At 53.1% G+C, this 13,702-nt stretch carries 13 protein-coding genes; 11 read left to right on the top strand and 2 right to left on the bottom strand.

Annotated elements, in window-relative coordinates; all coding sequences use genetic code 11:
- Positions 1-85 precede the first annotated feature (85 nt).
- The 4 genes from mepK to RJ38_RS06070 all read left to right on the top strand — a co-directional run bounded on the left by mepK (position 86) and on the right by RJ38_RS06070 (position 3,658).
- Entirely contained in the window at positions 86-655 is a 570-nt protein-coding gene (gene mepK / locus RJ38_RS06085) for a peptidoglycan L,D-endopeptidase MepK (protein WP_039017999.1), read from the top strand.
- Positions 656-840: 185 nt separating this feature from the next.
- Positions 841-1,857, top strand: a complete 1,017-nt coding sequence (locus RJ38_RS06080; protein WP_039017998.1) for an ArsJ-associated glyceraldehyde-3-phosphate dehydrogenase — start codon at positions 841-843, stop codon at positions 1,855-1,857.
- Positions 1,854-3,137: an organoarsenical effux MFS transporter ArsJ gene (arsJ, locus tag RJ38_RS06075; protein WP_039017997.1), complete on the top strand. Its 1,284-nt coding sequence runs from the start codon at positions 1,854-1,856 to the stop codon at positions 3,135-3,137. The genes RJ38_RS06080 and arsJ overlap by 4 nt, the downstream gene beginning before the upstream one ends.
- 107 nt (positions 3,138-3,244) lie before the next feature.
- Positions 3,245-3,658, top strand: a complete 414-nt coding sequence (locus tag RJ38_RS06070; protein WP_039017996.1) for a hypothetical protein — start codon at positions 3,245-3,247, stop codon at positions 3,656-3,658.
- A 145-nt stretch (positions 3,659-3,803) separates the two neighbouring features.
- On the opposite strand, the gene guaB is transcribed toward RJ38_RS06070, so the two are convergent.
- Together guaB and RJ38_RS06060 are read right to left on the bottom strand one after the other, a co-directional pair.
- Complete coding sequence (gene guaB, locus RJ38_RS06065) at positions 3,804-5,258, bottom strand: IMP dehydrogenase (RefSeq protein ID WP_039017995.1); 1,455 nt, start codon at positions 5,256-5,258, stop codon at positions 3,804-3,806.
- Between the two features lie 395 nt (positions 5,259-5,653).
- Positions 5,654-6,442, bottom strand: a complete 789-nt coding sequence (locus tag RJ38_RS06060) for an HpcH/HpaI aldolase family protein (RefSeq protein WP_039017994.1) — start codon at positions 6,440-6,442, stop codon at positions 5,654-5,656.
- A gap of 493 nt (positions 6,443-6,935) precedes the next feature.
- On the opposite strand from RJ38_RS06060, the gene RJ38_RS06055 reads away from it, so the two are divergent.
- From RJ38_RS06055 to istB, 7 genes are all read left to right on the top strand, one after another.
- Positions 6,936-7,217: an STAS domain-containing protein gene (locus tag RJ38_RS06055; RefSeq protein WP_082005657.1), complete on the top strand. Its 282-nt coding sequence runs from the start codon at positions 6,936-6,938 to the stop codon at positions 7,215-7,217.
- Positions 7,214-7,582: a response regulator gene (locus RJ38_RS06050; protein ID WP_039017992.1), complete on the top strand. Its 369-nt coding sequence runs from the start codon at positions 7,214-7,216 to the stop codon at positions 7,580-7,582. The genes RJ38_RS06055 and RJ38_RS06050 overlap by 4 nt, the downstream gene beginning before the upstream one ends.
- A gap of 12 nt (positions 7,583-7,594) precedes the next feature.
- Positions 7,595-9,922 (top strand): chemotaxis protein CheA, encoded by a 2,328-nt coding sequence (locus RJ38_RS06045; protein ID WP_039017991.1) that lies wholly within the window; start codon positions 7,595-7,597, stop codon positions 9,920-9,922.
- The gene (locus RJ38_RS06040; RefSeq protein ID WP_039017990.1) at positions 9,919-10,386 is read left to right on the top strand and encodes a chemotaxis protein CheW; all 468 of its coding nucleotides are present in this window, start codon (positions 9,919-9,921) and stop codon (positions 10,384-10,386) included. The genes RJ38_RS06045 and RJ38_RS06040 overlap by 4 nt, the downstream gene beginning before the upstream one ends.
- Positions 10,383-11,198: a CheR family methyltransferase gene (locus tag RJ38_RS06035; protein WP_082005656.1), complete on the top strand. Its 816-nt coding sequence runs from the start codon at positions 10,383-10,385 to the stop codon at positions 11,196-11,198. Before RJ38_RS06040 ends, RJ38_RS06035 begins: the two co-directional genes overlap by 4 nt.
- 89 nt (positions 11,199-11,287) lie before the next feature.
- Positions 11,288-12,787 carry an IS21 family transposase gene (gene istA / locus RJ38_RS06030; protein ID WP_156121781.1) on the top strand — a complete coding sequence of 500 codons (1,500 nt, stop codon included), beginning with the start codon at positions 11,288-11,290 and terminating at the stop codon, positions 12,785-12,787.
- Positions 12,784-13,542: an IS21-like element helper ATPase IstB gene (istB, locus tag RJ38_RS06025; protein ID WP_202903862.1), complete on the top strand. Its 759-nt coding sequence runs from the start codon at positions 12,784-12,786 to the stop codon at positions 13,540-13,542. The genes istA and istB overlap by 4 nt, the downstream gene beginning before the upstream one ends.
- The last annotated feature ends 160 nt before the right edge of the window (positions 13,543-13,702 follow it).

Here is a 13,702-nt window from a genome sequence, read left to right as displayed (position 1 = left end):
TGCCAATCCACTGCCATGGAACGTAGATACCGGTCACACCGGTTTTGCGTGTTTGGCATGGCAGAAAACGACGGGACAACGACCTATGGTCAAAGAAAACACTTTTGGTATCACTCGGCGCAGCGTATTGGCTGCTTTTGCCGCGACTGCGACAGTGGCAGCCCCTACCTTCTCTAAAGCTGCAGGTCTTCTGCGTGGCGGCGGTGACGTGCGTAAAATCCGGATGCATTCTGGTCGCACTGGCGAAACCATTGACACTGTATACTGGGTCGAAGGCGAATATATTCGCGAGGCGCTCACCGACATCAACTATTTCATGCGCGACTGGCGCCGGGATGAAGCCACGAATATGGACACCCGCACGATTGATATTATGGCTGCGGCGCATAACCTATTGGACGTGAATGAACCTTATTTGATGCTGTCAGGTTATCGGTCCCCTGCCACCAACGCTATGCTGCGGTCACGGTCTCGCGGTGTTGCGCGTAATTCTCTGCATATGCAGGGCAAGGCCGCCGATTTGCGCCTATCCAACCGGTCTGTCAGACAGATCTTCAATGCGGCAAAAGCCTGCAATGCCGGTGGTGTTGGTCGTTATTCCAGTTCAAACTTTGTTCACATGGACTGTGGCCAAGTGCGGACTTGGGGCAGATAAACGGTAACTTCACCGTTTAACAGTTGATTTAGGCGCCTTATTGGGCGCCTTTTTTCATGCCCTCTCTCAATATCTCTTTCAACACGCGCCCTGTCATAAAAACTTCATTGTCGGATCACTTGTCATATCATTAATTCATGATATATGCGCCGTAGAAAAGCAAATATGCACCACGGAGACACGAGATGACCACCTATGCAATCAATGGCCTCGGCCGAATGGGAAAATTGGCATTGCGCCCCCTTCTGGAACGCGGTGCAAAGCTGGCCTTCATCAATGACGCAGTGGGTGATCCGGCGATGCATGCGCATTTGTTGGAATTTGACACGGTTCATGGGCGCTGGCCTGCAGATTTTGGCAGTGACGACACATCCATTACAATTGATGGCACGTCTATCCCCGTAACCTGCACCCGCGATATTGCATCCCTGCCCCTTAACGGTGTGGATGTTGTAATTGATTGCACCGGTGCCTTCAAAACCGCCGAGAAACTGCAACCTTACTTTGACGCGGGCGTAAAAAAGGTCGTGGTGTCAGCGCCGGTCAAAGAAGACGATGCCGCCAATATCGTCATGGGTGTGAATGACGACATCTATGATGCGACACAGCATCGTATCGTCACCGCAGCAAGCTGCACCACCAATTGTTTGGCGCCCATTGTGAAAGTCATCCAGGAAAGCTTTGGCATCAAACATGGCTCAATGACCACAATCCACGACGTGACCAACACCCAAACCATCGTAGATCGCCCAGCAAAAGATCTGCGCCGCGCGCGCTCTGCGTTGAACTCGCTAATCCCGACCACAACTGGGTCTGCCAAGGCCATCACCCAGATTTTCCCTGAACTGACCGGCAAGTTGAACGGCCATGCGGTTCGCGTGCCTTTATTGAACGCATCTCTGACCGATATCGTCTTTGAATTGCAACGCGACGTGACCGAGGCTGAGGTCAACAGCGCCTTCAAAACGGCATCCGAAGGCGCGTTGAAAGGCATCCTTGGCTATGAAGAACGCCCGCTTGTGTCCACTGACTATACCAATGATCCGCGCTCAACCATCGTGGATGCGCCCTCTACCATGGTCATAAATGGGACGCAGTTGAAGATATATGCTTGGTATGACAACGAATGGGGATACGCCCATCGCTTGGTGGATGTGGCCGAGATGGTTGCGAACTCTTTGATCGAAACGCATCAGTCATGACAACCGATATGGGCAAGGATGGCATGCGCGAAAATGGCATGGCGGCCTATGTGGCCGTCACCGCTGCCTATTGGGCATTCATGTTGTCAGATGGCGCATTGCGCATGTTGGTGCTTTTGCATTTTCACACGCTCGGATTTTCACCGATCAAGCTGGCGTTCTTGTTTATCTTCTACGAAATTGCGGGTATTTTCACCAATCTTTCCGCCGGATGGCTGGCGGCACGTTTTGGATTAGCCTCAACCCTTTACGCTGGGCTGTTAATCCAAATTCTTGCTCTTATTGCATTGGCGCAACTTGACGCAGGCTGGACCATGAGCGTCTCTGTGCTTTACGTCATGTTGGTTCAGGGTGCCTCTGGTGTCGCGAAAGATCTGGCGAAAATGTCGTCGAAATCCGCGGTAAAGCTACTCGCCCCTGACAGCAACGACGGGCTGTTTCGCTGGGTCGCAATGTTGACGGGATCAAAAAACGCGATCAAAGGCCTGGGCTTTCTTTTGGGTGCAGGGCTGTTGGCGATTTGGGGCTATTACGCCGCGATCTGGGGCATGGCCGCAGTACTTGTGGTGATCTTGCTGGTGATCGCGCTGAAAATGCCTGCGGGCCTGCCGACCGGCCGCAAAGACGCAAAATTCACCGAACTGCTTTCCAAGAACCGCAACATCAACTGGCTTAGCTTTGCGCGCGTGTTCCTGTTCGGTGCGCGCGACGTTTGGTTCGTGGTTGGCATTCCGATCTACTTCCACTCGGCCCTGTCCGACGGCACCCATGATGGGGCGCGTCAGGCGTTTTTTCTTGTCGGAACATTCATGGCGATCTGGATCATTCTATATGGCATCGTCCAAGCCAACGCCCCGCGCCTGCTAAAAGCTAAGACGCGCCAGCTGCATGACCTGGCCGCAAGTGCGCAGCATTGGGCAATGATATTGGCCTGTGTCCCGGCTGTGCTTGCCGTCATTGCCTATCTCGCCCCGGCCCCGACCGCTTGGCTTACGTTTATCCTGGTGATTGGATTGTTGGTATTTGGGGCGTTGTTTGCTGTGAATTCGTCGCTGCATTCCTACTTGATCCTGGCCTTCACCGACAAAACCCGCGTGACTATGGATGTTGGGTTTTATTACATGGCCAATGCCGCCGGACGGTTGCTTGGCACGGTTCTATCCGGCGTCAGCTACCAAATCGGAGGCCTCTGCGCTTGTTTGGCTGTCGCGGCGATCTTGTTGTTCATAAGCGCGATTGCTGCGGGGCGACTGAACAACAACACAAACTTTCGACACTAACAGCTCTCAGGCTGTACGGACCGGTGATAGGCGGAATTTAGATATCCACTCTTGCAGAGTAGGTTAATCTGCGGTCACATAGCTTGATAAGATCTGTGGAGGATTTCATGAGGCATAAAAAGGCCATACTGTTATTCGTTTTTGTCATTGCAGGATGCACTGTTGAGCAAAATCGGGCGGGATATGCCGATGCATGGTACTATGAACGCCTGACACCCTATTTTGCTAACGATTTAGCTCTACAGCCGCGAGTTCATCTACGCGCAGTCAGGGAACTGGTTGGCATTCCAATTATCTTTGAAGATGGTTCTAAAGGTCATGCAGATTATTTCCGAGAGGATATCGAAATTTTCTTCGCCAAGCCTGTGACGACAAAGGAGGAACGAGCAAACCTCATTCACTCAGCAATCGGCTACACCTGTCCACAGACCGACATAGATGGGGCACAGGATAAGATCTCTTATTTTGATGACACTTATGTTGTTCTTCAAAACGTTTCCTGTCTTGGACATGCCCCGTAACAGGGGTTCGGCCGAGAATACCCTTTGAGAATTGAAAAACCGACGATGTTTAGGTCCGTGCCAGTCGTATCGCAGCTGACTTACTTTCAGAAAAACGGCGCGAGAAATTCTTGCGCCGTTTTATTCAGTTTACATAGCTCAGAAATCACCCAACCCGATAATTCGGTGCTTCACGGGTGATTTGCACGTCATGCACGTGGCTTTCTTTCAAGCCAGCGCCGGTGATTTTCACGAAACTACAGTTGTTACGCATTTCTTCAACCGTCGCACAGCCCGTGTAGCCCATAGCCGCCCGCAGACCGCCCACCAATTGGTGGACAACCGTGCCAGCAGGGCCTTTATAGGCGACCTGGCCCTCAATGCCTTCAGGCACCAATTTGTCGCTGGCCGCGTCTTTTTGAAAATACCGATCCGCTGATCCACGCGCCATAGCGCCAAGGCTGCCCATACCACGGTAAGACTTAAAGGAACGACCTTGATACAAGATGATTTCGCCGGGGCTTTCATCGGTTCCCGCAATCATGGAACCAACCATGGCACAAGATGCACCCGCGGCAATCGCTTTCGCGAAATCACCTGAGAATTTGATACCGCCGTCGGCAATCACCGGAATACCCGCGTCACGCGCAGCCTTCGCAGCGTCCATAATCGCTGTCAACTGAGGAACGCCGACGCCTGCAACCATACGTGTGGTACAAATGGAACCTGGTCCAATACCAACCTTGATGCCGTCAGCACCAGCGTCAATCAACGCACGTGTCGCGTCACCCGTAGCAATGTTACCCGCTAGGATTTGTGTCGTGCCCGCAATCGCTTTGGCGCGCTTCACGGCCTCAATCACGCCCGCGGAATGACCATGGGCTGTGTCGATCACAACGATGTCTGCACCGGCATCAATTAGGGCTTCTGTGCGCTCAAACCCGCTGTCGCCAACAGAAGACGCAGCCGCAACCCGTAAACGACCAAGATCATCTTTACAGGCATGTGGGTTCAGAACCAATTGTTCCGTATCTTTCAACGTCAGCAGACCCGTCAGCTTGCCTTCGCCATCTGTGACAAGCAGCTTTTCGATCCGGCGCGATTGCATCAGGCTTTTTGCCTCATCCAGATCGGCAGGTTCCTGCAACATCGCAAGATTGTTGGTGGTCATCATCACAGAGACCGGTGTTTTATCATCAGAGGCAAAGCGCATATCGCGGTTGGTCACGATCCCAACGACACGTCCGTCATGATCCACAACAGGAAAACCCGTGACGCGGTAACGTTCTTGCAATACCTTCGCATCAGCCAGCGTCTGATCCGCCGTCAAAGTGATTGGATTAAACACAATCCCACTTTCGAAACGCTTCACCCGACGCACTTCGCGGGCTTGTTCTTCGAGATTAAGGTTCTTATGAATAACACCCATTCCACCAGCCTGCGCCATGGCAATCGCCATGCGGGCCTCGGTTACTGTGTCCATCGCACTGGACAACAGGGGGATGTTCAACCGAATGGTTGGCGTCACAAAAGTACTGGTGTCAGCTGTCGACGGCAGCACACTAGATGCGGCTGGTACAAGTAGAACATCGTCGAAGGTAAGTGCCTCGCGAATTTCCATGGGGGTCTCTCCCTGGTTGCCTCGTTTGACGCGTCCCTATTACATGGATTTGATGCCTTGGAAAGGGTTATTCTGCGCGATGCCCCCTTCTCTTTCATTTAGCAGTAGGGAAACAGCGACGTTTCTTTGACGGAAGTGTGCGAACCTTGCCAGACGGCCCGAACTTGCATCCCTCACGCACACATACAAAATGCGCGACACAGTTCAGCGCATTGCCACGCGCCAAGTGAGGTTCGTGTTGCCGTGTTCGATGGGGGTTGGAGACAAAACCATCACGACAGGTAAAATCACCCTGCCGAAAATTATATCACCAATCCGTCAAATGTAGTTCATTCCACGAAGGCAAACGTCTATCCAAAGCATTCCATTTGGGTGGGTTTCGCGACTGATGGATCTCAGCGATAAAAGCCCCGCGCCCGTTCCGCCAGCTGCCGGGCCGCATTGGCAAACAATGCGAGATCCCCACCTACCCCAATAAATTGGAACCCCCGATCGATCAAATACTGTGTATCATTCACGTCAAAGGTCACCGTCCCCAAGGGTTTTCCCGCGGCCTGCACGCGGCTACAAATATGAGCGATGGCCTCCTGTACTTCAGGCGCGCCTGGGTTTCCAGGATGCCCCATATCCGCTGATAGATCGGCAGGGCCAATGAAAACCCCATCCACACCCGGCGTTGCGGCGATCTCGTCAATATTCTCAAGCGCCTCCCGACTTTCGGCCTGAACAAAGCAAAACACCTGATCATTCGCCTCAGCCACGTAGTTACCATAAGCCCCGTACCCCGAGGCGCGGGCTTGATAGGCACCCATTCCGCGCGATCCCTGTCCTTCTGACCACCCAGGATAGCGACAGGCCGCAGCCACCCGGCGCGCATCTTCTGCATTATGAATCATTGGCACCACCAGCGTTTGCACCCCGATATCAAGCGCACGCTTGATCAACCAATCCTCAGCTGAGGCAACGCGCATGACCGCAGCAGCCCCGCCTCCGGCCATGGCTTGCAATTGCCCCAATGCCATATCGTCAGAATTCGGGTTGTGTTCCCCATCAATCAGGCACCAATCAAACCCTGCACGCGCGGCGATCTCAGCAAGCGTAGGGCTTCCGGCACCCATCCACAGGCCGCAATTCACTTGTCCCGCTCGTAGATCTTTCGCAAGTTTATTCTCTGGTACGTGCATCTAATTTCATCCTTTTATGACCAAGACAGTCTTTTGGGTGTGGAAAACTCAGTCCGCCGCTTACATTTTCCATTGGAGAACAGCTTACAGATACTGGCGCATCCGAACAGTCAAAACATGTTCGTTCTACGACATCGCGATTGTTTGCATTGACACCTTTTCGATTTTCACCAAATTTAAGCACTGACGTAATTTTGTTTGGATTGATTTTATTGCGATACAAAACACCGTCTCAATGACGTCGAGATTTTTGAGATTGAACATTTATTTATTAATAATATCAATTAATTACCCATAAATCACAACAACCCCAAACAGATGATTTCCCAAGAATGCAACATCATCACCTCGATCACGCAGGAATAGAAATTTCATAAATTCCACCAAAGCCGTGTTCTCCGTAAGTAAAATTTAACTCCCCTAGCCTAAACCGATCTTAGCAAACAATGTCGGCGACGTTCCGATATTGACCCCGCAATTTTCGGAGAGCCGCATGAGCAGCACTCATATACTAAAACTGCCCGCTCGCATGGGCCTCGCAGAAGTGAAGCCACTGATCGCGGAACTTCGCGAGACCAGCAGCCAAGATGTTGAAATCGATTCAACCGACGTGACCCATCTGGGCACACTTTGCATACAAGCGCTCATCGCAGCAGCCCGTGCCCATAAAGCATCTGGCACCACATTTTCGTTCGCTACATCTGGCGACGCCTTCACGCAGCAACTCGCGCTGCTAGGCCTTACCACAGAACTTGTCCAGGGAGGACTGGAATGAGCCTAAGAATTCTTGCAGTAGATGACAGCCGCACAATGCGCGACATGCTCAACCTTGCACTCAGCCATGCTGGCTTCACGACCCACCTTGCCAATGATGGCGAACATGGGTTGGAAGTCCTCGAAGAAATGGATGAACCCGATGCAATTATCACCGACATCAACATGCCACGCCTTGACGGGTTTGGTTTTATCGACGCGGTGAGAAGCCAAGAAAAATACCGTGGCATCCCTATTCTGGTTCTGACCACAGAAAGCGCAGATACGTTAAAAACCAAAGCGCGAAATGCAGGTGCAACTGGCTGGATTGTGAAGCCTTTTGATCCCCCTAAACTTGTGCGTGCACTTGAACTGGTAACTGGATAACGGAGGTCCGTCATGTCTGACCCGATGGCCGAAATCAAAGCCTCCTTCTTTCTGGAGTGCGAAGAACTTCTAGAGCAACTTCAAGACGGGTTGAACCGTTTTGAGGAAGGCGACGACGATCCAGAAACAATAAACGAAGTGTTCCGTGCGGTCCATTCCATCAAGGGCGGCGCTGGCGCATTCAGCCTCACCGCTCTCGTTGACTTTGCCCATATCTTTGAAACATCGATGGATATCGTCCGCTCAGGCGAGAAAACGCCATCAGCTGACGATTACAAAACATTCCTGCATGCAAGTGATATTCTTTGCGACCTCGTCGTCGCAAGCCGGGACGAAACTGAAGTACCAAAAGAGCGCATCGATGGAAGCGTTGTCACACTGCGTGCCTTTCTTGGTGAGAGCGGTGTCACAGAAGAAGAGGATGAAGTCGATCCTGCGGACTTTCAACCCATGGGCGTATCCATGGACCTGCCAGCATCAACAGGGCTGCCCGATCTCCCTGTGCTCGGCGGTCCCCCTGCGCCTTTAGGCTTTCCGGATCCGTCACCTGAACTGCCCCCTGCAGACCAATCGCAAAACACGAACGATACGGTCGATCCAGAAAATGCTCCAGTTGCTGAATCAGCCGATGGGAATCTACCTAGCGATGGGATAAACACCTTTTCCATCCGCTTTCGTCCGGATCCATCGTTGTTCACGTCAGGCAATGAGCCGCTGCATCTCATCAAGGTTCTATCGGGCCTCGGTACTGCCAAGATCAATTGCGTATGTGATGATCTTCCCCCCATTGATAAACTCGAGGGTGAAGAAAGCTATTTGTCGTGGACAATAGAATTATCGACCTCACAGGCAGAGTCTTCTGTGCGAGAGGTCTTCGACTTTGTAGAAGATCTATGTGAACTCGTTATTGAAACTGACGCGTTTCAGAGCGAGCAAAATATTGCGCCAGCGCCAAGCACATCGGAACGCCCTCCTGCCCCTATTTCCCCAGCTCCAACTGCATTGAAATCCGTTGCGCCCTCTTCCGCGCCTGTAGCACCGCCAGTTCCACAGAGTGCACCTAGCGCTAACTCGACATCCAAGCCCGCGGCCAAAGCCGGAGCCAACAGTAAACCGGCCAAGGTTGGGGGTACTGTTCGCGTCGAGCTAGATCGAGTTGACCGATTGGTGAATCTCGTTGGAGAATTGGTCATCAATCAAGCCATGCTAAGCCAAAGCGTGATCGAGGCAGGAATAGGAAGCGATCAAAATGTCGCTGCAGGTTTAGACGAGTTCATGCAGCTCACACGTGACATACAAGACAGCGTCATGGCAATCCGAGCCCAGCCCGTGAAATCGCTATTTCAGCGCATGGGTCGCATCATTCGAGAGGCTTCATCAGCTGTTAAAAAAGATGTTCGTTTCGTCACTTTGGGCGAAGCGACGGAAGTAGATAAGACCGTTATCGAGCGCTTGGCAGATCCGTTGACGCATATGATCCGCAACGCCGTGGATCACGGGCTGGAAGATAGCGAAGACCGCCTGGCCAATGGTAAATCCAAACAAGGAACCGTAACACTTTCGGCTTCCCACAAATCTGGCCGAGTTCTAATCGAAATATCAGATGACGGCGCCGGCATTAACCGCCCTGTGGTACTTCGCAAAGCGACAGAAAAGGGATTGATCGCAGAAGGCGCACAACTCACCGACCCCGAAATCGATAACCTCCTATTCCTGCCGGGATTTTCGACTGCCGCAGAGATTTCAAATCTCTCTGGTCGTGGCGTTGGTATGGATGTGGTTCGCAACGCGATAACTGCGCTTGGCGGACGAATATCAATTTCCTCCGAAAGCGGTACAGGAACAACTTTCACTATCAGCCTCCCGCTAACCTTGGCAGTTCAGGACGGCATGGTGATTGAAGTCGCCGGCCAAACATTGGTCGTGCCGCTGAATAACATCATTGAAACGATGACGCTTAGCTCAGAAAACCTGCGCGAGATGGGCCCTGCGACGACTGTAGTGCAACTACGGGATCAATTTGTTCCGCTACTGGACCTAGCCGTCGAACTTGGATTTTCCTCCCCCAGAACATCTTACGACGATTGTGTAGCTTTACTCATCTCACCCGAGGAAGACAGCATGGCTGCCGTCGTAATCGACAAAATTGTCGAACAGCGGCAGGTTGTAATTAAGGGCTTACAAGACAGCTACGGCGCAATATCGGGGATCGCAGCGGCTACAATCTTAGGAGACGGCCAGATTGCCCTCATCCTTGATGCAGGTGACGTAATTACAAACGCCAGTGGTCGCACTCGAGAAATCCTCGAAAACCCGCAACTAACCGGAGTGACAGCATGACCGACGAACCCCAAGACAACCCAGCAGATTTGACCGAATACCTTTCATTTCGGATCGGTGCACAAGAATACACCGTTGACATCATGTCAGTTCGTGAAATCCGCGGCTGGACGGAAGCAACACCACTCCCACACGCACCTGAGTATGTCCGCGGCGTCATTAACTTGCGTGGTACAGTACTCCCAATCGTGGATCTTGCCGCGCGATTAGCCCTGCCACCAGACGAAGGGAACGACCGTTCCGTCGTTATTGTTGTTCAACAAAATGGAGAAACTGTGGGGCTTTTGGTGGACGCTGTATCTGACATCCTAACGATTGCTCGTTCAGATCTTCAAACGCCGCCCGACATGGCCGCCGATAACCAGCATCGGTTTGTAAGTGCTTTGATTATCGAAGATGACCGCATGATCCGAGTGTTGGATCTTCAGAGCACTCTAACCACAGGCGAGACCATAGCCGCATGATCACAGCCACCACACATATGAAGCCGATGACAGAAAACGGCCGCATCAAGATGCTTCCTGAGGAATTTGAACGCATTGCCGCATTCGCTCAAAGTGAAGCTGGCTTGCAATTCACCACCCAAAAAGCGCCTATGATGGAATCTCGGCTGATCAAACGGTTGAAAAAACTGCATATCAATAACTTCAGTGAATATTGCTCGCTAATTGAGGATCCTGATCAGCAAGACGAACGTAGTCAGCTCATTTCCGCATTAACAACGAATGTAACGAGTTTCTTCCGTGAACCTCATCACTTTGCAACCCTTTCCGGTGAGGTGATCCCGCCGTTGGTGGAAAAACTGAAATCAGGGAAACCTGTACGCATTTGGTCAGCCGGATGTTCACGAGGACACGAAGCCTACTCGCTGGCAATGGAGTTCTCGGAACAACTCCCCAACATTTCCAACTATGACTTCAGAATACTTGCAAGTGATATAGACACCCAAGTGCTCAAAACAGCGCGCGCTGGATCATATGATCGATCAGATCTCGGTGGTACACCAGAAGAGTATGTCCAGAAGTACTTCGAAGCTCTTGGGGACTCCCTGAAAGTCATACCCGAAACCCGAAAGTTGATCAGATTTAACCCATTAAACTTGCTTCAAGACTGGCCTATGAAGACCCAGTTTGATGTGATCTTCTGTCGCAACGTTGTAATTTATTTCGATCAACAAACTCAAGACACACTTTGGCCTAAATTTGAGACCGCTACCAGACCAGGTGGGTGGTTGTTCATAGGACACTCGGAAAGGTATAGGGCGGTGCAAAATTAGGCCACAGTAGCGCCGGTATTTCACCGGTGCGGGCGGCGCAAAAGTCGTCCACTTTTTGTCTGAACTGTTTGAGCAGGGAGGGCTGGAGGATTTACACTGTGGAAGTTTATTTGCAGGTGCGCCGGGCGCACTTTGATGAGGGTCGCAGCAAGCGGTCGATAGCACGTGATTTTGGCTTGGCGCGCGGAACGGTTGACAAGATGTGCGCGTTTCCGGTGCCGCCGGGCTACCGGCGGGAGAAGGATGTGCGCCGTCCGAAGCTGGATGGGTTCACGGGTTATGTCGATGCGTGGCTTTTGAAGGACCTGGAGGTCCCGAAGAAGCAGCGTCACACGGCGAAGCGGATTTACGACCGGCTTTGTGCGGAGAAAGGGTTCACCGGTGGTTATACGACGGTAAAGGACTACGTTCGGGCCCACCGTCAGAAGGCGCGCGAGATGTTCATTCCGCTGGCGCATCCGCCCGGGCATGGGCAGGCGGATTTTGGCGAGGCCGTTGTTGTCTTGGCCGGCATTCAGCAGAAGGTTCACTTCTTTGCTTTCGATCTGCCCCAAAGCGATGCCTGTTACATTCGAGCCTATCACGCGGCCACATCAGAGGCCTGGATGGACGGCCATGTTCACGCCTTTGGCTTTTTTGGCGCGGTGCCACTGTCTGTGGTTTACGACAACGATAGCTGTCTTGTTGCCAAGATCGAGGCGGATGGCCGTCGTCGTCGGACGCAGATGTTTACAGAGATGCTGTCGCATTACTTGTTTGATGATCGCTATGGCCGCCCAGGCAAGGGCAACGATAAGGGCAAGGTGGAAGGTCTGGTTGGTTGGTCGCGGCGCAATTTGATGGTGCCACTGCCGGAGTTTGCAGACATCGAGAGCTTCAACGCCTGGCTGGAAGAGCAATGTCGCAAGCGACAATCAGCGGTTCTGCATGGGCATACGGAGACGATTGGCCAGCGTTTGCAGGGTGACCTTGCGGCGATGTCGCCATTGCCGAGCGCAGCCTACGAGGCTTGCGCCAAAGCCACTGGCCGCGTCAGTTCACAATCCTTGGTGCGCTACAAGACTAATGATTACTCGGTGCCCAGCACCTATGGCTTCCGGGATGTGACGATCCGGGCCTTTGTGAATGTGGTGGAGATCGGCTGTGGTGGCGAGATCATTGCCCGCCATCCCCGTTGCTACGAGCGGGAACAGATGGTGTTCAATCCGGTACATTACTTTGCGCTTCTGGAGAGAAAGCCCGGTGCCCTTGATCAGGCTGCACCCTTGGCCGATTGGGAGATGCCCGAAGAGCTGCAAACCTTGCGCCGCTTGATGGAGGCGCGTCAGGCCCGACAGGGGCGACGTGAGTTCACCCAGGTTCTACGGCTCCTGGAGAGCTTTGAGCTTCCAGTTTTGTGTGCGGCGGTGCGCGTGGCGCTGCAAAAGCGGGCCATCGCCTTTGACGCAATCAAGCATCTGGTGCTGTGTCAGGTGGAATGCCGTCCCGCACGGCTCGACCTGTCGCTCTATCCCTATCTGCCGCGTGCAGCAGTGCAGACCACGAAGGCTTCAAGCTACATGGCGCTGCTGTCGGAGGGGGCATCATGAATGAGGCCTCCGACCTTCTGCTGGCCGATCACCTCAAGAAGCTCAAACTGCCTACGGTGTTGCGCGAGTATGAGAAGCAGGCCCGACAATGCGCTGCTGAGAACAAGGGGCACGTGCCCTATCTGAGCCGCCTGATCGAGTTGGAACTGATCGATCGGGAACGGCGCATGGTGGAGCGCAGGATCAAGGCGGCGAAGTTCCCTGCGCCAAAGAGCCTGGACAGCTTCGACTTCAAGGCGATCGCGGCGCTCAACAAGGTGCAGGTGCTGGAATTGGCGCGTTGCGGCTGGATCGAACGACGTGAGAATGTCATAGCCTTGGGCCCGTCCGGAACTGGCAAGACCCACATTGCCCTCGGGCTCGGGTTGGCAGCATGCCAGAGAGGGCTGCCAGTGCGCTTTATCACAGCCGCAGCATTGGTTCATGAACTGATCGAAGCGCGCGATGAGAAACGTCTCCTGCGCCTGCAGAAACAGATGCTGGCTCCAAAGCTGCTGATCATCGACGAGTTGGGCTTCGTGCCCCTCAGCAAGACCGGCGCGGAACTGTTGTTCGAACTGGTCTCGCAACGCTACGAGCGGTCATCAACCCTGATCACCAGCAATCTGCCCTTCGAGGAGTGGACCGAGACCTTCGGATCCGAACGCCTCACCGGTGCACTGCTTGATCGGTTGACACACCACGTCTCCATCCTGGAAATGAATGGCGAAAGCTATCGCCTCGGACAGAGCCGAAAAACTACCCAAAAACACTGACCAGAAATTGCCCCAATAGGGGCAATACGCCCGGGAACACGCTTGCTTTATGACGAGCCGCTGGTTCCCGGGCGCACGCCTCAAACCAACCGTCACTCAACGCCTCAACTGGCCTACTTTTACGCCGCCTCACTGGCCCATTTTTGCTCCGCCCTTGACA

It is taken from the genome of Halocynthiibacter namhaensis (assembly GCF_000812685.1).
GTDB lineage: Bacteria > Pseudomonadota > Alphaproteobacteria > Rhodobacterales > Rhodobacteraceae > Halocynthiibacter > Halocynthiibacter namhaensis.
The sequence above is the reverse complement of the archived record's forward strand: the minus strand, read 5'-3'. Positions and strand labels throughout refer to the sequence as shown.